Genomic DNA, 20,187 nt, shown 5'->3' with positions numbered 1-20,187 from the left:
CGACCATGACAAATAAGACTCAGCGAAGCGAACGGCGGGCAGACGCGCTCTCCAAGGACAAGATCGTCGAGGCGGCGATCGCCATCCTCGACACCGACGGAGAGGCCGCCCTGACCTTCCGCGCGCTCGCGGCCCGCCTGTCTACTGGCAGTGGGGCGATCTACTGGCATGTCGCCGATAAGAGCGATCTGCTCATGGCGGCCACGGACGCAATCATCTCGCGCGTGATGGCTAACGTCGTCGTCGCCGACGGGCCGGCCAACTCGATCCGCGCCATCGCGCTCGGCGTGTTCGATGCCATCGACACGCATCCCTGGGTCGGCGCCCAGCTCGCCGGCGAACCGTGGCAAGCCGCCATGGGGCAGATCCTCGAGCGCATCGGCCGACAGCTCCAGGCGCTGGGCGTTCCTCAGCATGCCCAGTTCAATGCCGCCTCATCGCTGCTGAATTTCATCCTTGGCGTTGCCGGCCAGAACGCCGCCGCCGCCCGCCTCAAGGGTCGCGTTACAGACCGCTCGGCCTTTCTCGCCAGCGTTGCCGCACAATGGACCCAGCGCGACCCCAGCGAGTACCCCTTCGTTCGTCAGGTCGCGGCGCAATTGCTTGACCATGACGACCGCCAGCAATTCCTTGCCGGCATCGATCTCATCCTCGCCGGAATCGGCACTCTTCGGTAGGACGCCTCACGCCAGCTTCTTGCCCACTGGCAGGCGCTGCCCCGCCAATCCGCTGATCGCCGCCCGCAATGCTGCGGGCTTGACCGGCTTGGTGACGACGGCGACGCCGCGATCCTCAGCCAGGGCCCGCACCGCCGCGCTGCGATCTGCTGTCACCAGGGCCGCCGGCAAATGGCCACCCACATTGTGGCGCAGCCACTCGATGGCATCGAGCCCCGAGGTCTGGTCAAGGTGGTAATCCATCAGCACCAGATCGGGATACCAGCCCTCCAGCAGCCGCTCTCGATCGATCTGCTTGAGCGACAGAGCCGTGCGCACATCGCAGCCCCAATGGGTCAAGAGGCCCTGCATCGCCTCCAGGATCGCCCGCTCATTGTCGACGCAGAGGATCTTGAGGTTGAGCGTGCCGAAATTGGTCTCGCTGGCCACCGTCCCCACCTCCAGCGCCGGCCGCAGGGCCCGCGTCACCGGCAGGAACAGCGAAAACCGCGAGCCAACCCCTTCGACGCTATCCAGTTCCAGCGTCAGCCCCAACGCCGTCACCAGCCGCTGCACGATCGACAATCCCAGCCCCAGTCCCTGCGCCATGCGCGCGCCCCGCTCCAGCCGGGAGAATTCGGCGAACAGCAGTTTGTGTTGGTCCTTGTTGAAGCCGATGCCGGTATCGATCACATCGAGCCGCATGCGATTGCCGCGCCGCCGCAGCCCCACCAGCACCTTGCCGCCGGGCGCGGTATATTTGATGGCGTTGGACACCAGGTTCTGCACGATGCGGCCGATCAGCGCCCGGTCCACCAGCACCGTCGCGTCGGATGCCACAATCTTGAGCGCGATCGAACGCTCGCGCGCCATTGGCCCGAACTCCACCTCGATCTTGCGCAGCAGGTCCTGGGCATTGACCGGCCCCGGCACCGGCTTGAGCGCACCGCTGTCGATGCGTGAAATATCCAGCAGCGCGCCCATGATATCCTCGACCGCCGTCAGCGAGGCCTCGATGGAATTGGCCAGTTCGGCCAGACTCGTCGATTTGGCCCGCTCGATCAGCGTCGAGGTATAGAGCCGCGCGGCGTTGAGGGGCTGCAGCAGGTCATGGCTGGCGGCGGCCAGAAAGCGCGTCTTGTCGTGATTGGCCGCATCGGCCTTGGCGCGGGCCACTTCCAGCTCCGAATTGACCCGCGTCAGAGATGCCGTACGCTCCTCAACCCGCCCTTCCAACGACAGGTTCATCCTTTCCAGTTCCCGCTCGGCCCGGACCCGGTCGGTGACATCGGCAAAGCTGACCACCAGGCCCCCATCGGGCAGGCGGCTGGAATGAAACTCCAGTGTTTGGCCGACGCCGCCAAGGCGCTGCGTCACCGTTGCCGCCACCGCCGTCAGCACATTGACCCGCTCGATGGCCAGCCGTACCGCATCGCCCGCACCCAGATCGCCCCGCGTGCCAAGGAACAGCGCGATGTCGAACAGTGGCGTTCCGGACTGCACCAGCACCTCAGGTAGCGTCAGCAGGTCACGATAGCGCATGTTGGAGCTGACCAGCCGCAAGGCGGCGTCGAATATGGCAATGCCCTGCGGAATGTGGTCCATCGCCTGCCGCAGGCTAGGCTCGACGTCGGTGGTGGTAGGCGGCATGGCCATGGGCTGGGAGCTTTTCGTGTTTGGCCGATTATCCGCCCGCAGCCGGCCTGCCGCAAGGCCGCCACCCATTGCAATCGGTCGCATTCTACGAAAGTCTGGTGCCGTCGCCCGCAAGGACGGGTCAACGAGCGTGAGGGATAGCTATGTTCAAGGAATTCAGAGACTTCGCCATCAAGGGCAACATGATCGATCTCGCGATTGGCGTCATTATCGGCGCGGCCTTCGGCGCCATCGTGTCCTCCATTGTCGATGATCTGTTCATGCCGCTGATCGGGTTGATCCTGGGCGGCATCGATTTCTCGAACCTGTTCGTAGTGCTGAAAAATCCGGACAATGTGCCGGTCGTCTCGCTCGCTGCCGCCAAGGCAGCAGGTGTTGCCACGCTCAATGTCGGCCTGTTCCTCAACGCGGTCGTCAAGTTCACCATCATAGCCTTCGTGCTGTTCATGGTGGTCAAGGCCATCAACTCGCTCAAGCGCAAGGCCGCCGAGGAACCCACCGAATCGTCGCCGGCGCCAAGCCGCGAAGAAGTGCTGCTGACTGAAATCCGCGACGCCCTGCGGACACGCCCAACCGCCTGAAGCAAGCATCATCGATCTTTTGCGGCCTCCTAGGGCTTTAGGAATAAAATCCGTTGACTTGCTGTTTGTGGGGATATAAACCCACAGACATAGGTAGTTGCTCCTACGCAATGTCCATCTCGGACGGCACGAACACTTAATGCAAACTACCTTGGCGATTCACCGGAGCTGAACTGTTCATTGCGACAGAAGCGCTGTCGTAGTTTATCGGAGCTTTGCCCAATGCTGGGACGGGAGATGGATCGCTGAAGCCAAGCATGTCACTGGGCAGAGGACAGCATGAGCGACGAGATCTTTTATCATTCCTTCCTAAACCGCGACCGTCTGATCCATATTGTTGATACCGATCCGGCTACCTGCGAGGCCCTGAGCGTTTTATTCAGGCTCGAAGGCTTTCAAACTATATTTTCGGTGGAGGCTGGCCATTTCATCGCCAGCCTGTCCCGCCGCCGGCCCGATGTCGTCGTGGTCAATCTGCAACTGGGGGAAGACAGTGGGCTGGGGCTGCTGCGCCGGGTCAAGGCGATGCGTACCGGAACGCCGGTGTTCATGCTCTCCGAGGCGCCGCAGATCGACGCCGCGGTCACCGCGATGAAGCTTGGCGCCGCCGATGTCATTACCAAGCCGATCGATACCGAGCATCTGCTCACCGTAGTGCGCGACGCGCTGCGGCGGGACGTGCATCTGGGCGCCATGCATGGCGGCGGCCGCGCCGTCGAGGTGCGTGGCTTCTCCCAGCTCACGCCGCGTGAACGCGAAGTGCTGCAGCTGATCACCAATGGCCAATCCAACAAAGAAGCCGGCCGCGAACTCGGCATTTCCCCCCGCACCATCGAGGTGCACCGGGCCCGCGTCATGGAAAAACTCGGCGCCCGCAACACCGCCGACCTGATGCGGATCGTGCTGACCTCGTAGCGGCTAGCTCAAACCACATCCGTCCAACGCTTGCGGGGGGCTGGGGCACATGCTCCAATACCCTCGGGGCGCTGGATGGGATGAACCGTGATCAAAGCCGTATTATTCGACCTCGACGAAACCCTGCTGGTCCGCAAGGCCGCCATCCGGGCTTTCATCGAGGAACAGTATCAGCGCCATGCCGCCGACTTCGCGGGTGTCGCACGCGACCAATACGTCGTGCGCTTCCTCGCCCTGGAGGATGAGGGCCGGACGCCGAAGACAGAAGTATACCCGCAACTGGCGGCCGAACTGGGCCTTGGCGCTTTGGCTGCGGCCGATCTGCTGGCCGACTATCAAACCGTCTATCCGCGCTACGCCGTCCTCAGTCCGGGCGCGACCGAAACGCTCCTTGCCCTGCGCGCAAAGGGGCTCAAGACCGGCATCATCACCAATGGCAGCGCCGTGGTCCAGAACGGCAAGATCGACGCCACCGGCCTGCGCCCGCTGCTCGATATCGTGCTGGTGTCGGAGGCCGAAGGCCTGCGCAAGCCCGATCGCCGCATTTTTGAACTGGCCCTACGGCGGCTGAACCTCGCGGCGGACGAAACCATCTTCGTTGGCGACAACCCTGCCGCCGATGTCGACGGCGCCCGCAATGCCGGGCTACTCCCCGTCTGGTACCACAGCACCACCGAATGGCCCGCCGACCTGCCGCCGCCGGCACACACCATCAGCAGCTTGTCCGAAGTCGCCGCTCTCTGCGGCGAGGTCGCCTAGCCACCCATTGTCGGCAGCGTCAGATCCCCGGAGGTCAGCTTGCTTGCCGTCAGCGCCGCGTCGGCCTGTTCCCGCGGCAGTTCCAGGCTCGCCCAGACGCTGACCAGCGCATGGCGCAGCTCGAACACCATCTCGTCGGTGTGCAGCGGCGTCGGCGTGATGCGCAGGCGCTCGGTGCCCTTGGGCACCGTGGGGTAGTTGATCGGCTGAATATAGATGTTGTGCTTGTCCAGCAGCATGTCGCTTGCCGCCTTGCACTGGCGCGCATCGCCCACGATCAGTGGCACAATGTGGGTATCGGTATGCATCACCGGCAGGCCGGCATCGGCCAGGATCGCCTTGGTCAGCCGCGCCTGGCGCTGATGTGTTGCTCGCTCGACGCCCGAACCCTTCAAGTGTTCGATCGAGGCGCGGGCCGCGGCGCAGATGGCTGGGGGCAGGGACGTGGTGAAGATGAATTCGGGTGCATAGGACCGCACGGCATCGATGATCGCCTTGTTGGCGGCGATATAGCCGCCCATGGCGCCAAAGCCCTTGGCCAGGGTGCCCTCGATCACGTCGATGCGGTCCATCAGGCCATCGCGCTCGGCAATGCCACCACCGCGCGGCCCGTAAAGGCCAACGGCATGGACTTCGTCGATATAGGTCAGCGCGCCGAATTCCTCGGCCAGGTCGCAGATTTCCTTGATCGGGGCGATATCGCCATCCATCGAATACACCGATTCAAAGCAGATCAGCTTGGGCCGCTTGCGATCAGTGGCGGCCAGCAGCTCGCGCAGATGCGCTACGTCGTTGTGGCGGAAAATGGTCTTGGTCATGCCCGACTGGCGCACGCCCTGGATCATCGAGGCGTGATTGAGCTGGTCTGAGAAGATGATGCAATCGGGCAAGAGCCGCGCAATGGTCGCAATGGCTGCCTCGTTGGAGACGAAGCCGGACGTGAAGACCAGCGCGCCTTCCTTGCGGTGCAGATCGGCGAGCGAACGCTCCAGCTCGACCAGCGGACGGTTGGTGCCCGAAATATTGCGCGTGCCGCCGGAGCCGACGCCAAGGCGGCCCGCGGTCTCCTGCATGGCGGTGATCACCTTTTCGTGCTGGCCCATGCCCAGATAGTCGTTGGAGCACCAGATGGTGATCTCGCGCGCATTATCCGACTCGTCGCGATAGACCGCTCGGGGGAAGCGCCCGGCAATGCGCTCCAGGTCGGCAAACACGCGATAGCGCTTTTCCTGCCGCAGCGTGTCCACTGCATCTTCGAAAATGCCGCGATAATCCATCAGCTTAGTCCTCAACACTCGGCCGCGGCCCGGTCGGATAAACCGTCTGGGTCTTGCAACATAGGCGAGCCTAATTTTGTCGGCCCGGCATTGACATAGGTCAATTCGCCGCGCGTCGCATACGCCGCAGTTTGGAGACGTTATAAAGTGCTGCCGGCGCGCTGCCAAGAACTCGCGAAGCCCCGGACGCGGATTAGTGACGAGCGGGCGCCGTTCAGGTTGCCTTTAACCGGGCAAAGGTAGAACGCGATTAACTGCGCAATATGTGGACGATTGCCGTTTCTCATTGGGTGTCGCTATAACTTCAACAGCAACAAGGCTGATGGGGGAAGCAATTGGAGCGTTTAGGGGGGATGAATACGGCGGTTGAACAAGACGAGGCGCTGCTTCGAGCCGCTGTTGCGGTGCGAAAGAACCCACAGGCGCTGTTCACCAATTTCCAGTGGTTTCTCGTCAATTCCAAGAACACTGTCTATTTCACCGCCTTCTCCAGGACTGCGATCGACAAAGAAATCCTGCTGAACTTCGTCGCCGAAATGGTTTCGCTGGCGCCCCAGCTCACCCATGGCTTCGTCGGCGCCCTGCCGGGCCAGCCCTTTCCCCAGCATATGCTCGACGCCATCACCACGGTCAGCGAGGTCGATGATTTCGAGGGCTATCCCGACAAATGGCTCGGCAAGGGCCTCGATATTTTCGAGCACAGGGATTTGCCGCTGTTCCGGGTCTATGCCATCACCCGCCGCGGTGGACCCGATGAAAACGGCCATGCCTCGATGGTGCTGGTGCGTTCCAGCCATGCGCTGCTCGAAGGCAATGACTCGTCGCTGCTCAGCCGGTCGCAGTCGATTGCCCGTGGCATCACCGCGCCCGCGCCCAAGGCCAAACTACCGTTCAAGCGTCGCTTCGGCCTTGCCATCGGCTCGGTCATCGGCGCGCTGGTCCAGCTCTACCTGTCCAATTCCAAACCGCTGACGCCCAAGGAACTCGGCTTCCGCTCGCTGGCGATCGAACGCAGCCGCCTGCGCGATTTAGCCAACCGCATCGGCGTGCGGCAGCGCTCCCTGATGTTCGGCCTCATCACCCAGGCGCTCAACGTCGCCGAAAAGGGCCCCGAAGCCGCCGTCATCACCGCGGCCTATACCATGCTGGATCATTCGACCCGCACCGAGGCCGATGACGACATGTTCCGCGTCCGTGCGCTCGACGCCAAGTTCAAGGTGCAGCCCAATTTCCTCGACTACGTCCGCTCCATCGACCAGACGCTGACCGAAATCGAGCAGAAGGACACCACCACCTTCCAGTTCATCCTGATGGGCATGTTTGCCCTGCACCGCAAGATTTCCAGGGTCTTGCCCTTCCTCTACGGCGACAAGTTCTTCCACTATAATGGTACCATGGACGTGGTGCTGACGCTGGTGCCGCCGCATCGCATGTATGGCAACATGACGCGCAATCTGGTGGAGCCGGTCTATGTCGGCTCCTTCCATCCCAGCGCGAACCTGTGCACCTTCGTGCCCGGCCGGAAATACGTCACCTTCAATTTCGCCATGGAAACGCGCTATCTCAACCGCGTCGATGACATCATGACCTTGCTGGAAACCACCGAGAAGCTGGACATCCCTGCGCCCGCCAAGGCCATGGCCAACCGACTCTAAGCGGCAAAGCCGGAAATCGTCGCTACCACCATGTCGTGGTCGGACAGCACTTCGCCATCCGGCGCTACCGATGGCACGATGTGGCTTTCCTCCACCTCGAGGCCTCGCGTCAGCACCCAATCGAGCTTGTAGGCGCGCTTGGGACTGCGGCTGATACGGCTCGGCCGCGTAGTCATCTGGTCCATCGCGCCGCTATGGCGCTGGTAGCCGCGCTGCTGCGCGTCGGCGAACAGCGGCTCGGCATCGAAATCGCCGCCGTCGGCCAGCCCGGTATTGAGATCGCCGCCGATGATCACCGGCATGCCGCCGCTCATGGCTTCGACAGCATCGAACAGGGCCCGCATCTGGGCCGCGCGGTGTGCCGCGTCGCCACGGCTTTCCAGGTGTACCGACACGGCATAGAGCGGCCCTTGCTCGGTCATCACCACCGCGCCCACCGCGCAGCGCGTGCCGACGCGGCCGGTTTCCATTTCTGGATTGAACCAGAACAACTGATCGGGCAGGCGCACCACCACGGGCGTGATCAGGCCGGTGCCTGCGAGCAGGGCATTGCCGTGAAAGCCATTGCGGTTGAAATCATCCTTGCAGTACTCGCGGTGCACCGCGGTGCCGATATCGAGCTCCAGGAATTCCAGCCCGAACGCATAGTTCATGCCGAGCTGGTTGGCGATATCGCGCGAAGTGTGCCGCTGCCCGGTGCGCGCCATGCCGTTATCGACCTCCGACAGGAGCACGAGACTCACGTTTTCCGCGCGCAGCATCTCGGCGGTGGCTTCGACCGCGTAGCACTGCTCCAGGTTCCATGCGCCAACCCGTAGCGGGAAGGCCAGTGCCGGTGACGGTGCTGCCGGAGGGGCCTCCACGCGCTGCAGGCACTCCAGCCCGGCCATCGCCTGTTCATGGTTGGCGCCATTGCGCTCCAGCGCCCGCAGCACTGCGCGATCTTCCTGGGACGGCACGGCGAGCGTAGTGGGCTGGGCGGGTTTGACGAGATCGAATGACATTGAACTGCTCCGGGCGAGGTTGCCCGGCGATTAGCCGAACCGGATGTCGCTACGGTGACAGGCGCCCTTGCGGCTATCGCGCCCCCACGCTAAATCCGCTGCAGTCCACCGGCGAGAACATCATGTCCGACTTTGCCTCCTATCCCAGCCTCAAGGGTATTCCCGTCGTTATCTCCGGCGGTGCCTCGGGCATCGGTGAAAGCCTCGTGCGCAATTTCGCCGCGCAGGGCGCCAAGGTGGGCTTTGTCGATATCGCCGTGGAGGCCGGAAACAGGCTCGCGGACGAGCTGACCGCGGCGGGCCAAACCGCGAAATTCACCCAATGCGACGTCACCGATCTTGCCGTCTATCAGGCTGCGATCGCCGGCTTCGCCGCCGCCCATGGCGATGCGCTGGTGCTGGTCAACAATGCCGCCCACGACCAGCGTCACGAATGGAACGAGGTCACGCCGGACTATTGGGACGACCGCATGGCCGTCAATCTCAAGCACCACTTTTTCGCCATCCAGGCCGTGGCCCCAGCCATGATCAAGGCCGGCCGCGGCTCGATCATCAATACCGGCTCGATCAGCTGGATGGTGATGACGCCACGCATTCCGATCTACGAAACCGCCAAGGCCGCCACGCATGGCCTCACCCGTTCCATGGCTCGCGCTTTGGGTAAGTCCGGCATCCGCGTCAATACGCTGGTGCCCGGCTGGGTGATGACCGAGCGGCAATTGACCCATTGGCTCGATGCCGAGGGCGAGGCGGCGCTCGACCGCGACCAGGCCCTGGCCGGCCGCGTCTATCCCGACGATATCGCGCGCATGGCCCTGTTTCTGGCGTCAGAGGATAGCGCCATGATTTCAGCCCAGCAGTTCGTCGTCGATGGCGGCTGGGCCAACGCCTGACGGTGCGCGCCATCAGGGGCTTTCCCTGATCATCATGCTGCCGTATTGACCACGCACGAGACCAATCACTTGCCAGGGGACATTGTCATGAAGACCAATATCATCGTTGCGGCGCTTGCCGCGCTGGCGCTCAGCGCCTGCAGCACCACAAATCCCTATACCGGGCAGTCGCAGCTCTCCAATACGGCGGGCGGCGGCTTGCTTGGCGCCGGCGGCGGCGCTGTCGCGGGCGCGCTGATCGGCGCGGCCGTGGGCGGTGATGCGCGCGTTGGCGCACTGATCGGCGCCGGCGTTGGCGGCCTGACCGGCGCTGCCATTGGCAACTACATGGACCAGCAGGAAGCAGAGCTGCGCGCGCAGTTGCAGGGCACCGGTGTCTCGGTGACCCGCGTCGGTCAGCAAATCATCCTCAACATGCCGTCCAACATCACTTTCGCCACCGATCAGTCGAACGTGCAGCCGCAGTTCAACCAGACGCTGGTCTCGGTAGCCCTGGTGCTCAAGAAGTTCGACAAGACGCTCATCGACGTTTCGGGCCATACCGACTCGCAGGGCGACGACGCCTACAATCAGCAGCTCTCCTACAAGCGCGCCATTTCGGTGGCGACCATTCTGGCCAACCAGGGCATCGTGCAGCAGCGCTTCTCGATTACCGGCCACGGCGAGCAGAACCCCATCGCCTCCAACAGCACCGAATCCGGCCGCGCGCAAAATCGCCGCGTCGAAATCCAGCTGTCGCCAATCCAGGGCTGATCGAGCCTTCACCCGGATGCGAAAAGCGCGGCCATCGGGCCGCGCTTTTCGTTTATGGTGCCACTGGCGCGACGGGTTCCACAACCGGCGCCGAAGTCGGCGTGCCCGGCTGCACTTCGCTGCCCGGCGCCCCATTGAACACCTGAAGCGCCAATACGATAGCGATGACGATCGCCAAGGCCACCAAGCCATAAAGCCACCAATTGGTCGGGCTGGTCGCCGCAACGACAGCATCGTGTTCGCCGGCCACCTTCAATTCGGAGCCATCGGGCACGTCGACCGTGCTGCCATTTTCATCCACCAGCACGTCGACATTGGCTACCGTGGGCTGACGCGGGAATTTCGAGACCGTGGCCATCAGAAATCTCCCCGCGCGACTGTGTCGGCGCCCACGCCATCCTGCACGCCCTGGCGCACTTCGGCGATAGCGGCATCGATCTCTTCGGCATCGACTGCCATCGACTTGCCTTCGTGATGGGCGCCGGTCACGTCGGCCTTGAGCTGGTTCAGCAGCTCGATTTTTTCCTTGGCCGTAAACAGGGTGTGGTGGGCGATTTCCATGGGCGTGATGTTGTCATCGCCCCCCATGCGCTCTTCGAGACTGTCGAATGCCATTTCCGCCTCCATTAACATACAAGGAGAGCGGACCGCTCCCCGTTGCCCTGTCAATGCGAGGCGAAGGCCTTGGGTTCCCTAGACGACCAGGATCGGCGTCCCAACCGGCACGCGCTGGTAGAGGTCGATGACGTCTTGGTTGATCAGGCGAACGCAGCCGCTGGAGACCGCTTCGCCAATGGTTGCGGGGTCCGAGGTGCCGTGCAGGCGGTAGATGGTGTCGCGACCATCCTGATAGATATACATGGCGCGGGCGCCCAGCGGATTGCCGAGCCCGCCCGGCATGCCATTAGCCCATGGCGCCGCATTGGGGTCGCGCAGCACCATTTCACGCGGCGGCGTCCAGGTCGGCCACATCGCCTTGCGGGCGATTTCGGCGCGTCCCGACCAGGCAAAGCCCTCGCGGCCGATGCCGACGCCATAACGCAGCGCCTGGCCGCCTTCCTGCACCAGATAGAGATAGCGTTCCGCCGTGCTGACAACGATGGTCCCCGGACGCTCCCCGGTGGGGTCGGGAACGTATTGCCGGAAATGGGTTGGCTTGAGATAGCGCAGGTCGACAGCCGGAACAGGGAATTTCTCGTTCGGCAGCGCCGCATACATCTGCAGGTAGGCCGGATCGAACGTCGGCTCCGGCGGCAGGCGCTCATCGGTGGTGGCACAGCCGGCCAGGGCGAGGGCGCTGAGGGCAGCGCTCCCAGCCAGGAAACCGCGACGGGAGACGGAGGGAAAGGGTAGGGCGGAAGTTGTCATGAAGGGCACTGACCGGACGATCGACAAGGAGGGGGCTGGGGCAAGCCACACAGCCCACCCAAGCGATGTGCTGTCATAACGCAATCGCCCTTAATGCGACGCCAACGCGTCGATCACATTCGGTTCATCCACTTTTCCGGAACTCGATTCCAGCCGTCGCGTTATCCTGTCACACCAACCAGAGGAGATTTTCCATGGCTTACGATGACAACCGCAACGCCAGCCCCAATATCAAGGAAACTCATGATCTGATCGCCTCCGACAAGGTCGAAGGCACTAAGGTCTATGATCCCAATGGCGAGCATATCGGCTCTATCGAACGCATTCTGGTCGAAAAGCGCAGTGGCAAGGTGTCCTACGCCGTGCTCAGCTTCGGCGGTTTCCTCGGCATCGGCCACGATCACTACCCGTTGCCCTGGTCAAAGCTCAACTATGACGAGGAACTGGGCGGCTATCGCGTCGATGTCTCCAAGCAGCAGCTTGAAGGCGCTCCCAAATACGAACGTGAAGACGACGATTACTGGACCGAGGAAAACGGTCGCCGCGTCTACGACTACTATGGTGTAGCGCCCTATTGGATCTGACCCTCGCCCGGTGCGATGCGATGATCGTCTCGGCCCGCTCTATCCGCAAGGATAGGGCGGGCTTTCTCAGCGGTGATGAACCAACACGCTTTGTACGATTTTCACCGTGCAAACGGATCGAATACGCTCCCCCGGGCTTGAGTATATCCTGACTGCGCGCCTTCCGGCACGCCCCCTGGTGTCAGTGAGCCAGTTTAGGTGATGATTTGCCGTTCAACGGACCTTTACCGGCCATTCTTGTCGTCGAGGATGAATTTCTGATCCTCTCGGCCACAGCCTACGATCTGCGCGACGCCGGTTTCACTGTGTTTGAAGCTAGCAATGCGGACGACGCCATAGAGCTGCTCGAAGCCCATGGCGAAATCCGCATCCTGTTTACCGACGTGGATATGCCCGGCTCGATGGATGGCCTCAAGCTCTCCGCCGCTGTGCGCGAGCGCTGGCCGCCAACCCTAATCATCGTTACCTCCGGCAAGACCCTGGTTGGTCGCGCCAAACTGCCCGTCGGAGGTCGCTTCTTTCCCAAGCCCTACAGTACCGGCAAAATCGCTTCCGCCATGCAGGAAATGCTCGCCTGACGGTGACCGATATCAGTCGATGATCATGCCACCGCCATCCAGAAATTCGATATAATTGGTGCAGGCGAAGACGCTCACCGCCTCATGATCGGCCTTGGCCAGCCGGCGCGCCGCGTCCTTGGACAGCGTGATGGCCTGATCCCCGCTATCCGGCATGCCAGCCGAATTGGTCAGATCGATAGCCGCATCGGCCAGCACGTCATCGGGCGCGATCTGGAAATACACATGGCCCTGCAGCACCGTCACGGGCTTTTCCGCATCAAGCCGATAGCTCAAATCGACCTGCACTTTGCCGCTGTTCGAAACCGCCCAGTCATCGAACTGCAAGACGCGTGCCGAACCCTGCCCACTGCAATCACGGGCCTCCGCCACGCCCGTCACGGCCAACATCGCTAGCAGACCCAGAATCACGACACGCATTGCGGCCTCCATTTTGCCTTCCATGCGCCATAGCAACTGAACGCAAGCTGAGCGCTGGCCGGGAATGAACGTCTCGACGGCTGGAGGCGGGATATGGCGAGCCGCTATCCGCCGAGCGTTTGCGCGACGGTGATGAGCCGGTTCACCACGATGGTGCTGATGCGCTCGCCCTTCGCCGCAGAGGCGAAAGCTGGGTTGCCGACGACACCGCTGCCGCCGGAGATTTCGCGCATGCTGCGATACATGCTGCCCTGCGCGCCGCGCAGCATGTCGCCCTCGGCCCACGGATAGGTATGGACGTAGCTGAGTTCCTGCGGGATCGGGTGTTGCACCAGATGCGGTGCGATGTGCTGGATCAGCGAAGTTTCGAACTCGCAGGCATGGCCGATGCCGAACGGGCCCGATTCATTGACCGCAACGAGCTCGGCATGCGCCAGCGTCCACCATGTGACCAGGCCGATGGTGACGCCCGGATTGTCCGCGCCGAACTGCTCGACGATGACCTGGCCGATGGCCTGGTTGCCACCATGGCTGTTGACGATCACGATGCGCTTGAAGCCGGCATCGACCACCGATTGCAGCAACTCGGTGACGTAGCCAAGAAAAGTAGCATGCTTGACGCTGAGCGTGCCGGGGAAGTCCAGATGATGGCGCGAGCAGCACACCTTGATCTGCGGCAGCACCAGCACTGTGTCGGTCAGCGCGTCATCCAGGCGATCGAGAAAGTGGGCGCCGATCAGCGCATCGGTCGCGACCGGCAGATGCGGGCCATGCTGCTCGATGGCGGCGATGTTGAGGAACACCGGGATATTGCGGTCGATCGCGTCGATCTGGCGCGTCGTAAGGTATTCCCATTTCATGGCTTGGCCGCCCACATTTCGATTTCCACGAGATAGTCGCCCAATAGGCCCGTCTGCACGGTGGTGCGCACCGGCAGCGGCTTGGGCATGATGTCGAGATAGACGGCATTGAATTGCGGCCAGTGATCGAGGTCGGTAACGTAACAATTGACCTTGAACACATCGGCCAGGGTGCAGCCGGCGGCCGCCAGTTGCGCCGCGCAATTGCTCAAAGTCGCCCGCGCCTGGCCGGCAAAGTCGGCCGCCAGCATGGTGCCGTCCGGCCCAACCGCGACCTGGCCGGAGATGACCACCAGCCGTCCCGCGGCCACTTCGAGAACCGGGGAGTAGGGGCCAGCCGTCACGTGCTGGCTGCTGGCCGGGGCGCGAATAACGCTGCGGGTGGGGCCATCGGCCGTGCCCATCGGATTGGGCAGATAGCCAAGGAAACCCGCTATCTTCCAGGTCTGGCCCAGCTTGCGGCACAGATAGATGGTCTGCCAGTTCAGCCGGTCCATGCCCCCATCGGCACGGGCGATGCCGCCATCGAATTTCTTGTGCGCCACGGCGAAGTCGGCCTGGATATCGATGTCGCGCAGGATGGTGGCGCGATACGTGGCGAGCCGATGATCCTCGGCATATTCGACGCCGATCGACTGGCGGGCGAACGCGATCCAGTTGCGCGCATAGGCATCGAGCGAAGGATAGAGCGGCCGCCAGCTGTCGGGGTTGGACGAGCGCAGCCCGTCGATACCGAAAAACCCGTCGGGCACGAAATCGCGGGCATGGGCATCCCAGTCGGCGGTCAGATAGGCCTCGATATCGCGCCGCACCAGCATCTCCCAGATGGCATGGCGGTCGGCATCGGCGGGCGGAAACGGATTGACGTCATAGGGCATGGTCGCCTCCTAGAGGGTGAAGACGCGTTCGCCGGTCTTGAAGCGATCGATCGCTTCGCGCGACGGGGTGACACCCAGCCCTGGCCCCTGCGGCAGCCTCACGAACGGCGGCTCGAACGCCAGCGGCGTTTCCAGCAGGTCATGCGAGCGGATCATGCGGCCGAAGATATCGGACGGCCAGGTGCAGGAGCGGGCCGCTGCCGCCTGGTGCACATACATGGCCTCCAAAATCCCTAGATCGACCTCCGAGCCATGCCAGCAGGGCAGGTTGGCCGTGTGTGCGATGGCGTCGAGATCGCGGAATTTTGCGAGGCCGCAGTTGAAATTGAAGCCGTCGACGGCGCCATGGGCGATGGCGTTGATGGCGTCATAGGGCCGCTGGCCCTGATAGACATAGGGTAGCGACAGGTGCAGCACGACCGGGGTGGCGGTGAAATTGCGCAATCGCGCATAATCCTGCAGCATCCAGCGCGGGATCGGGTCTTCGATCAGCATCAGATTGCCGATCGCATCGAGTGCGCGCAGCCGTCGCCGGGCCTCGCCGGCATTTTCCCAGCGCTGGTTCGGATCGATGATCACCCACATTCCGGGCGCATTGGCCTTGATCTCTTCGCACCAGCCGACGACGTCGTCGTCCAGCCCAGCCTTGAGCTTGATGCAGTCATAGCCCTGCGCCTGGAATTGTTTGGCGACCTCACTCATTTCGCCAGGCACGCGGTAACTCGACCACGACCCCACCTTGACGGCGTCCCGCACCGCACCGCCCAGCAGCTTGTGCAGCGGAATATCGAGCGACTTGGCCTCGGCATCCCAGATGGCGCATTCAAAGCCATCATATTCGCGCGATAGCGGGATCGGCAGGTCCTGCAAGCTCAGCTCGTCCAGTGTCCGGCCGAGCAGGTTCGGCACCACGCCCTCGATAGTGGCCCAGTTGTGGTCGCGGTAAAATTCGCCCCAGCCGATGGTGCCATCGGCCAGCTTGAGCTGCAGGATGAGCTTGGGCAATTCATCGAATTGGACCGACCAGCCCGCCTTGCCACCCACTGGCAACATATGCAGCGGCTTGTCGTAGCCGGGGCTGTTGACGGAGCCCGGATTGGCGGGCACCACGACTTCCTCGAAGCGGAACTCGACGATGGTCTTGGGCGATGGGCGCATCTGACGAACCTCGGAATGGCACCTCGTGATAGGACCGGCGCGAAAACTTTACAATCGCAAAATTACGGCATTTCGGATTTGGCGTAGTTAAACTACACTCCAGTGACCAACACGGAGATGACCATGGCTGACCGCGTCGTAATCACAGGCGCCGCCGGCGATATCGGCCGGGCGCTGACCGAACTGTTCCTGGCGCGCGGCCAAAGCGTCATCGGCTGGGACTTCGATGCGCGGCGGCTGGCGGATAATGACGCACGGTTCGCCGAGCGATATCGCTCGATACCGGTGGATGTCACCGACCCCGCCTCGGTCGATCGCGCTTTTGCGCAGACTATGGCGGGCGGCGAGAGCGTGCAGGTGCTGATCAACTGCGTCGGCGCCGTCACCCAACCGCGGCTGGCCGAAACCCGTGAGGTCGATTGGGGGCGCGATATCGAGGTCAACCTCTCCGGCGCTTTCCGTTGCCTTCAGGCGGTGCGGCCAGCCATGATCGCCGCTGGCGGCGGCACCGTCATCAACATCACCTCGGTCAACGGCGTCGCCATGTATGGCTATCCCGGCTATAGCGCCGCCAAGGCCGGATTGATCCAACTCACCAAATTCGCCGCCACCGAGCTTGGCCCGTTCGGCATTCGCGTCAATGCCATTATGCCGGGCACGGTGCGCACCAAGGCCTGGGACGAGCGGCTTGCCGCCGACCCGGCAATCCTTGATAATGTGAAGAAATACTATTCGCTGCGCGACGTTTGTGCTCCGGCAGATATCGCGGAACTGGCCTGGTTCCTGGCCTGCGGGCCGTCGCGGATGATCAACGGCGCCATCATTCCCATCGATGGCGGTCTGACCGCAGGCATTGGCCTCGTGGCAGGCGAGTTTTGCGGGGTGGAGTTCTAATCATCGCCAAACGCACCAAGACCCCCGAGCCGGTTTCGCCCGCCATGCCTGCGCGCGAGCGCCGCCCGGACCTGCTCGACCGGCTGCAATTGGCCACCCAGACCCTGCACAGCGCCGAACTGCAGGTGGCGCAGGCCATCCTCGGCGATCCCGAATGGGTCAGCCGCTCCTCGATCAAGGTGCTGGCCGAAAAGGCCGGTGTCAGCGAGCCCACCGTGATCCGGTTGGCGCGCAAGCTGGGCTGTTCGGGCTATTCCGAATTCAAGCTGCAACTGGCCGAAGACCTGATCGTGACGCGCATGTTCCTGTCCCCCGAGGCGGTGGTGCAGAACTCGCAGCCCTCTTCGATCGCCGAGCACATGTTCGAGGCGGCCACCCGCACCATGAGCGAAGCCATGGCCATGCTCGATGGCAATGCCCTCGAACGCGCCGCGCGGGCCGTGGCCAAGGCGCGCCGCGTGCTGTGCTATGGGGTGGGCGGCGCCTCCGCCATCCTCGCTCAGGAGGCGGAAAACCGCCTGTTCCGGCTCGGCCTCGCCGCGCAGGCCAGCGCCGATTATTATAAGCAGCGCATGGCCGTTTCCATCATGCAAGCCGACGATGTGCTGCTGTGCTTTTCCGCCACCGGTAAGCCCGAGGCGCTGATCGAAAGCGCCCAGATCGCCAAGGGGCGCGGCGCCACGGTCATCGCAGTGACCCCCTCGGGCAGCGGGCTCTCCAATGTCGCCGATATCACGCTGGCGGTGAACATCTTCAACGACGAGATGTATTTCAACCTGCCCAGCCCCACCCGCTACGCCCAGCTCTATCTGCTCGATTGTATGGCCGCGGCCGTGGCGGTGGAACTGGGGCCGCAGTCGTTCCAGAACCTGAAATCCATCCGCCAGACGCTTAGCAGCATGCACGGCACCATGAAGTACCAGCCCATCGGCGACTGAGCCACTCCGTATGGGCCTAATTGCAAAACTACGCATTCTCACTTTTTATGCGTTGCAAAACTACGGATGCGTGGTTAGGCTTTCCCCATCGGCGCGGTCTGGCGCCTCAGGGGGACTTGCATGCGTAAGACGGTTTTTGCCTTCGGTCTGGGAACGGCGCTGAGCGCGCTGTCTTTTGGTGCGCTGGCCCAGGATCAGGTCAAGCTGGTCTATTGGTCGCTGTGGAACGAGCCCGAGCCGGGCGCCAACGTGGTCAAGTCGCTGATCGCCGATTACGAGGCCGCCCATCCCGGCGTCACCATCGAGGCGGTGTGGAATGGCCGCCAGAACCAGACCACCGTGCGAAACGCACTGGCCAGCGGCACCCCCATCGACATCATGGATGCCGACATGGACGGGCTCAAGGGCGGCCTCGCCGGCGCCGGTGAACTCCTGCCCTGGACCGACGATCTCGCCGGCGCTTCGCCCGATGGCACAGGCCCTTTTGCCGACCTGTTCTATCCGACCCTGATCGATATGAGCGCCAACGACGGCGTCTCCTACCAGATCCCCTACATGCTTTACGCCTACAACATCCTCTACAACGCCAAGCTGTTCCGCGATGCGGGCGTGACGAGCGCGCCGGAAGACTGGGACGACTTCGTCGCGGCGCTGGAAAAGGTCAAGGCCACCGGCGTCAATGCCATCGCCATCGAAAGCGATATCGCTTTCTACAACGTCAAATGGTTCAACTACCTGCTCGAACGCATCGCCGGTCCCGACTTCCTGCTCAAGGCCGTCGAGGACAAGACCGGGGAAACCTGGCGCGATCCCGCCGTCCGCAAGGCGCTCGACATGGAACTCGACCTCTGGACTCGTGGCCTCGTGCCCGAGGAAAGCCGCGGCTACCAGTGGCCCGCGGCCCAGCAGACCGTCGCCTTCGGCGAAACCGCGGCTGAACTCGTCGGCTCCTGGCTGCCCGTCGAGCTTGCCGATACGGTCGAGGAGGGCTTTGAATGGGGTGCCATGCGCTTCCCCGCCGTCAAGGGCGGGCTGGGCGACATCAATCATGTCGAGGTCAATGCCTTCAGTTTCGGCGTGCTCAAGGGCACCAAGCATGAGGCGGAAGCGCGCGACTTCATCAAGTTCGTGGTCTCTGCGCCCTCGCAGCAGCGCTTTGCCGACGAGGCCAAGATCGGCGTCGCCAACAAGAGCGTCGCCTGGGCACCCGAAGTGGCAACCGCCCGCCAGTCGCTCGACGAGGCCAGCTTGATCCTGCCGGAAAACCACGGCATCAAGGCGCTCTACCCGGACTATTCCACCAATGTCTACGAGGCCCTGCACAACCAGGCCTTCCTCGGCCTGATCACGCCGGAGGACTACATCGAGCAGATGGTATCCCGGACCAAGGAATTCTGGGCCAACCGCTAAAGCCAATGGCGCGCCGCCCCGGCGGCGCGTCCCTCATTCATCATCGAGCCTGCGGGGACTGTCGTGATACGCAAACGGCTGATTGTGCTGTTTCTCGCCCCGGCGAGCCTGCTCTATGGCGGGCTGTTCCTGCTGCCGACCCTGTCGACCTTCTATTTCTCGCTGTTCAACTGGTCCGGCTTCGGCCAGGACATGACCTTTGTCGGCCTCAACAATTATGTACGGCTGTTCAACGACACTGTGTTCTGGCTCAGCCTGCGCAACACCTTGGCAATCCTCTTCGTCGGCGGCTTCTTCGTTTTCGGGCTGGCCTTCCTCTATACCGTGCTGATCACCTCGGGCATCTGGGGCAAGAAGTTCTTCCGCCTGGTGTTCTTCCTGCCCAATGTGGTGTCGGTGGTCGCGCTGGCCGGCATGTGGGCCTATATCTACAATCCGCGCTCCGGCCTCATCAACACGACGCTGTCGACCATTGGGCTCGACAGCATGGCCAAGACGCTGTGGACCTCGCCCAACAATATCTTCTGGGCCATGCTGGCGGCTTTGGTCTGGGTGTTCACCGGCTTCTTCCTGATCCTGCTGATGGCCGGCGTCGACAAAATCCCCACCGATACCTATGAGGCGGCCGATCTTGAAGGCGCGTCGCTGTGGCAGAAATTCTGGTTCATCACCGTGCCCATGCTGTGGGACGTGATGACCATCTCCTTCGTCATCTGGATGATCAACGCCATCAAGATGTTCGAATTTCCCTATGCCTTCGGCTTCCTGCAGGTGCCCCAGCAACTCTACACGCTGGGCATCTACCTCTACATCATGGGCTTCGGGCAGCGTGACCCGATCTACCAGCTCGGCTACGCCACCGCGATCGGCGTCGTGATGCTGGTGCTGACCTTCGTGCTCATCGTCGTCATGCGCCGCCTGTTGCGCCGCGAACAGCTGGAGTTCTAGGC

Annotated in this window: 23 protein-coding genes; 13 read left to right on the top strand and 10 right to left on the bottom strand. The window is 62.8% G+C overall.

From position 1 onward, the window contains the following. The first annotated feature begins 5 nt into the window (after positions 1-5). A complete protein-coding gene (locus JWP26_RS04660) occupies positions 6-677 on the top strand; it encodes a TetR/AcrR family transcriptional regulator (protein ID WP_299724181.1) in 672 nt (223 codons plus the stop codon). Positions 678-683: 6 nt separating this feature from the next. On the opposite strand, the gene JWP26_RS04655 is transcribed toward JWP26_RS04660, so the two are convergent. After that, on the bottom strand, positions 684-2,312 hold the full coding sequence (locus JWP26_RS04655; RefSeq protein WP_299724178.1) for a PAS-domain containing protein: 1,629 nt from the start codon (positions 2,310-2,312) through the stop codon (positions 684-686). A 143-nt stretch (positions 2,313-2,455) separates the two neighbouring features. Here JWP26_RS04655 and mscL point away from each other — a divergent pair, with 143 nt between their 5' ends. From mscL to JWP26_RS04640, 3 genes are all read left to right on the top strand, one after another. Next, complete coding sequence (gene mscL / locus JWP26_RS04650) at positions 2,456-2,893, top strand: large conductance mechanosensitive channel protein MscL (protein ID WP_299724175.1); 438 nt, start codon at positions 2,456-2,458, stop codon at positions 2,891-2,893. Between the two features lie 279 nt (positions 2,894-3,172). Continuing rightward, positions 3,173-3,808, top strand: coding sequence for a LuxR C-terminal-related transcriptional regulator (locus JWP26_RS04645; protein WP_299724172.1), 636 nt, complete (start codon positions 3,173-3,175; stop codon positions 3,806-3,808). Positions 3,809-3,895: 87 nt separating this feature from the next. After that, positions 3,896-4,567: an HAD family hydrolase gene (locus JWP26_RS04640; RefSeq protein WP_299724169.1), complete on the top strand. Its 672-nt coding sequence runs from the start codon at positions 3,896-3,898 to the stop codon at positions 4,565-4,567. On the opposite strand, the gene hemA is transcribed toward JWP26_RS04640, so the two are convergent. Next, on the bottom strand, positions 4,564-5,844 hold the full coding sequence (gene hemA, locus JWP26_RS04635; RefSeq protein ID WP_299724166.1) for a 5-aminolevulinate synthase: 1,281 nt from the start codon (positions 5,842-5,844) through the stop codon (positions 4,564-4,566). The two genes, JWP26_RS04640 and hemA, sit on opposite strands and share 4 nt — an antisense overlap. A 353-nt stretch (positions 5,845-6,197) precedes the next feature. On the opposite strand from hemA, the gene JWP26_RS04630 reads away from it, so the two are divergent. Next, positions 6,198-7,499 carry a hypothetical protein gene (locus JWP26_RS04630; protein ID WP_299724163.1) on the top strand — a complete coding sequence of 434 codons (1,302 nt, stop codon included), beginning with the start codon at positions 6,198-6,200 and terminating at the stop codon, positions 7,497-7,499. Here the strand turns inward: JWP26_RS04630 and JWP26_RS04625 are convergent. Continuing rightward, complete coding sequence (locus tag JWP26_RS04625) at positions 7,496-8,503, bottom strand: endonuclease/exonuclease/phosphatase family protein (RefSeq protein WP_299724160.1); 1,008 nt, start codon at positions 8,501-8,503, stop codon at positions 7,496-7,498. The two genes, JWP26_RS04630 and JWP26_RS04625, sit on opposite strands and share 4 nt — an antisense overlap. A 122-nt stretch (positions 8,504-8,625) precedes the next feature. Between JWP26_RS04625 and JWP26_RS04620 the strand changes: the two genes are divergently transcribed. Further along, on the top strand, positions 8,626-9,396 hold the full coding sequence (locus JWP26_RS04620) for an SDR family NAD(P)-dependent oxidoreductase (protein ID WP_299724157.1): 771 nt from the start codon (positions 8,626-8,628) through the stop codon (positions 9,394-9,396). Between the two features lie 87 nt (positions 9,397-9,483). Continuing rightward, positions 9,484-10,149, top strand: coding sequence for an OmpA family protein (locus tag JWP26_RS04615; RefSeq protein WP_299724154.1), 666 nt, complete (start codon positions 9,484-9,486; stop codon positions 10,147-10,149). A gap of 52 nt (positions 10,150-10,201) precedes the next feature. Here the strand turns inward: JWP26_RS04615 and JWP26_RS04610 are convergent, their stop codons facing one another. From JWP26_RS04610 to JWP26_RS04600, 3 genes are all read right to left on the bottom strand, one after another. After that, the gene (locus JWP26_RS04610) at positions 10,202-10,507 is read right to left on the bottom strand and encodes a hypothetical protein (RefSeq protein WP_299724151.1); all 306 of its coding nucleotides are present in this window, start codon (positions 10,505-10,507) and stop codon (positions 10,202-10,204) included. After that, positions 10,507-10,764 carry a hypothetical protein gene (locus JWP26_RS04605; RefSeq protein ID WP_299724148.1) on the bottom strand — a complete coding sequence of 86 codons (258 nt, stop codon included), beginning with the start codon at positions 10,762-10,764 and terminating at the stop codon, positions 10,507-10,509. The genes JWP26_RS04610 and JWP26_RS04605 overlap by 1 nt, the downstream gene beginning before the upstream one ends. Before the next feature lie 78 nt (positions 10,765-10,842). Beyond that, positions 10,843-11,517 carry a L,D-transpeptidase gene (locus JWP26_RS04600; protein ID WP_299724145.1) on the bottom strand — a complete coding sequence of 225 codons (675 nt, stop codon included), beginning with the start codon at positions 11,515-11,517 and terminating at the stop codon, positions 10,843-10,845. A gap of 194 nt (positions 11,518-11,711) precedes the next feature. Between JWP26_RS04600 and JWP26_RS04595 the strand changes: the two genes are divergently transcribed. Beyond that, complete coding sequence (locus JWP26_RS04595) at positions 11,712-12,101, top strand: PRC-barrel domain-containing protein (RefSeq protein ID WP_299724142.1); 390 nt, start codon at positions 11,712-11,714, stop codon at positions 12,099-12,101. A 206-nt stretch (positions 12,102-12,307) separates the two neighbouring features. After that, positions 12,308-12,679: a response regulator gene (locus JWP26_RS04590; protein ID WP_299724139.1), complete on the top strand. Its 372-nt coding sequence runs from the start codon at positions 12,308-12,310 to the stop codon at positions 12,677-12,679. A gap of 12 nt (positions 12,680-12,691) precedes the next feature. On the opposite strand, the gene JWP26_RS04585 is transcribed toward JWP26_RS04590, so the two are convergent. The 4 genes from JWP26_RS04585 to JWP26_RS04565 form a co-directional block, all read right to left on the bottom strand. Next, on the bottom strand, positions 12,692-13,099 hold the full coding sequence (locus JWP26_RS04585; RefSeq protein WP_299724136.1) for a hypothetical protein: 408 nt from the start codon (positions 13,097-13,099) through the stop codon (positions 12,692-12,694). Positions 13,100-13,203: 104 nt separating this feature from the next. After that, a complete protein-coding gene (locus tag JWP26_RS04580; RefSeq protein WP_299724133.1) occupies positions 13,204-13,959 on the bottom strand; it encodes a creatininase family protein in 756 nt (251 codons plus the stop codon). After that, a complete protein-coding gene (locus tag JWP26_RS22385; RefSeq protein WP_367184065.1) occupies positions 13,956-14,837 on the bottom strand; it encodes a RidA family protein in 882 nt (293 codons plus the stop codon). Before JWP26_RS22385 ends, JWP26_RS04580 begins: the two co-directional genes overlap by 4 nt. A gap of 9 nt (positions 14,838-14,846) precedes the next feature. Further along, the gene (locus JWP26_RS04565) at positions 14,847-15,995 is read right to left on the bottom strand and encodes a mandelate racemase/muconate lactonizing enzyme family protein (RefSeq protein ID WP_299724130.1); all 1,149 of its coding nucleotides are present in this window, start codon (positions 15,993-15,995) and stop codon (positions 14,847-14,849) included. 123 nt (positions 15,996-16,118) lie between these two features. On the opposite strand from JWP26_RS04565, the gene JWP26_RS04560 reads away from it, so the two are divergent. From JWP26_RS04560 to JWP26_RS04545, 4 genes are all read left to right on the top strand, one after another. Beyond that, complete coding sequence (locus tag JWP26_RS04560) at positions 16,119-16,889, top strand: SDR family oxidoreductase (protein ID WP_299724127.1); 771 nt, start codon at positions 16,119-16,121, stop codon at positions 16,887-16,889. Between the two features lie 44 nt (positions 16,890-16,933). Next, on the top strand, positions 16,934-17,827 hold the full coding sequence (locus JWP26_RS04555) for a MurR/RpiR family transcriptional regulator (RefSeq protein ID WP_299724124.1): 894 nt from the start codon (positions 16,934-16,936) through the stop codon (positions 17,825-17,827). A 120-nt stretch (positions 17,828-17,947) separates the two neighbouring features. Beyond that, a complete protein-coding gene (locus tag JWP26_RS04550) occupies positions 17,948-19,237 on the top strand; it encodes an ABC transporter substrate-binding protein (RefSeq protein WP_299724121.1) in 1,290 nt (429 codons plus the stop codon). Positions 19,238-19,300: 63 nt separating this feature from the next. Continuing rightward, a complete protein-coding gene (locus JWP26_RS04545) occupies positions 19,301-20,185 on the top strand; it encodes a carbohydrate ABC transporter permease (protein WP_299724118.1) in 885 nt (294 codons plus the stop codon). Positions 20,186-20,187 lie beyond the last annotated feature (2 nt).

Source organism: Devosia sp. (assembly GCF_028290435.1).
GTDB lineage: Bacteria > Pseudomonadota > Alphaproteobacteria > Rhizobiales > Devosiaceae > Devosia.
Note: the sequence above shows the minus strand (reverse complement) of the source record. Positions and strands in the feature narration are given on the sequence as shown.

Excerpts from the sequence above, each read along its gene's own strand:
- JWP26_RS04605 (WP_299724148.1), bottom strand. The coding sequence starts at position 10,764 with ATGGCATTCGACAGTCTCGAAGAGCGCATGGGGGGCGATGACAACATC.
- JWP26_RS04660 (WP_299724181.1), top strand. The coding sequence starts at position 6 with ATGACAAATAAGACTCAGCGAAGCGAACGGCGGGCAGACGCGCTCTCC.
- hemA (WP_299724166.1), bottom strand. The coding sequence starts at position 5,844 with ATGGATTATCGCGGCATTTTCGAAGATGCAGTGGACACGCTGCGGCAG.
- JWP26_RS04625 (WP_299724160.1), bottom strand. The coding sequence starts at position 8,503 with ATGTCATTCGATCTCGTCAAACCCGCCCAGCCCACTACGCTCGCCGTG.
- JWP26_RS04645 (WP_299724172.1), top strand. The coding sequence starts at position 3,173 with ATGAGCGACGAGATCTTTTATCATTCCTTCCTAAACCGCGACCGTCTG.
- JWP26_RS04595 (WP_299724142.1), top strand. The coding sequence starts at position 11,712 with ATGGCTTACGATGACAACCGCAACGCCAGCCCCAATATCAAGGAAACT.
- JWP26_RS04655 (WP_299724178.1), bottom strand. The coding sequence starts at position 2,312 with ATGGCCATGCCGCCTACCACCACCGACGTCGAGCCTAGCCTGCGGCAG.
- JWP26_RS04630 (WP_299724163.1), top strand. The coding sequence starts at position 6,198 with ATGAATACGGCGGTTGAACAAGACGAGGCGCTGCTTCGAGCCGCTGTT.
- JWP26_RS04555 (WP_299724124.1), top strand. The coding sequence starts at position 16,934 with ATGCCTGCGCGCGAGCGCCGCCCGGACCTGCTCGACCGGCTGCAATTG.
- JWP26_RS22385 (WP_367184065.1), bottom strand. The coding sequence starts at position 14,837 with ATGCCCTATGACGTCAATCCGTTTCCGCCCGCCGATGCCGACCGCCAT.
- JWP26_RS04560 (WP_299724127.1), top strand. The coding sequence starts at position 16,119 with ATGGCTGACCGCGTCGTAATCACAGGCGCCGCCGGCGATATCGGCCGG.
- JWP26_RS04610 (WP_299724151.1), bottom strand. The coding sequence starts at position 10,507 with ATGGCCACGGTCTCGAAATTCCCGCGTCAGCCCACGGTAGCCAATGTC.
- JWP26_RS04600 (WP_299724145.1), bottom strand. The coding sequence starts at position 11,517 with ATGACAACTTCCGCCCTACCCTTTCCCTCCGTCTCCCGTCGCGGTTTC.
- JWP26_RS04565 (WP_299724130.1), bottom strand. The coding sequence starts at position 15,995 with ATGCGCCCATCGCCCAAGACCATCGTCGAGTTCCGCTTCGAGGAAGTC.
- JWP26_RS04550 (WP_299724121.1), top strand. The coding sequence starts at position 17,948 with ATGCGTAAGACGGTTTTTGCCTTCGGTCTGGGAACGGCGCTGAGCGCG.
- JWP26_RS04620 (WP_299724157.1), top strand. The coding sequence starts at position 8,626 with ATGTCCGACTTTGCCTCCTATCCCAGCCTCAAGGGTATTCCCGTCGTT.
- JWP26_RS04585 (WP_299724136.1), bottom strand. The coding sequence starts at position 13,099 with ATGCGTGTCGTGATTCTGGGTCTGCTAGCGATGTTGGCCGTGACGGGC.
- JWP26_RS04615 (WP_299724154.1), top strand. The coding sequence starts at position 9,484 with ATGAAGACCAATATCATCGTTGCGGCGCTTGCCGCGCTGGCGCTCAGC.
- mscL (WP_299724175.1), top strand. The coding sequence starts at position 2,456 with ATGTTCAAGGAATTCAGAGACTTCGCCATCAAGGGCAACATGATCGAT.
- JWP26_RS04580 (WP_299724133.1), bottom strand. The coding sequence starts at position 13,959 with ATGAAATGGGAATACCTTACGACGCGCCAGATCGACGCGATCGACCGC.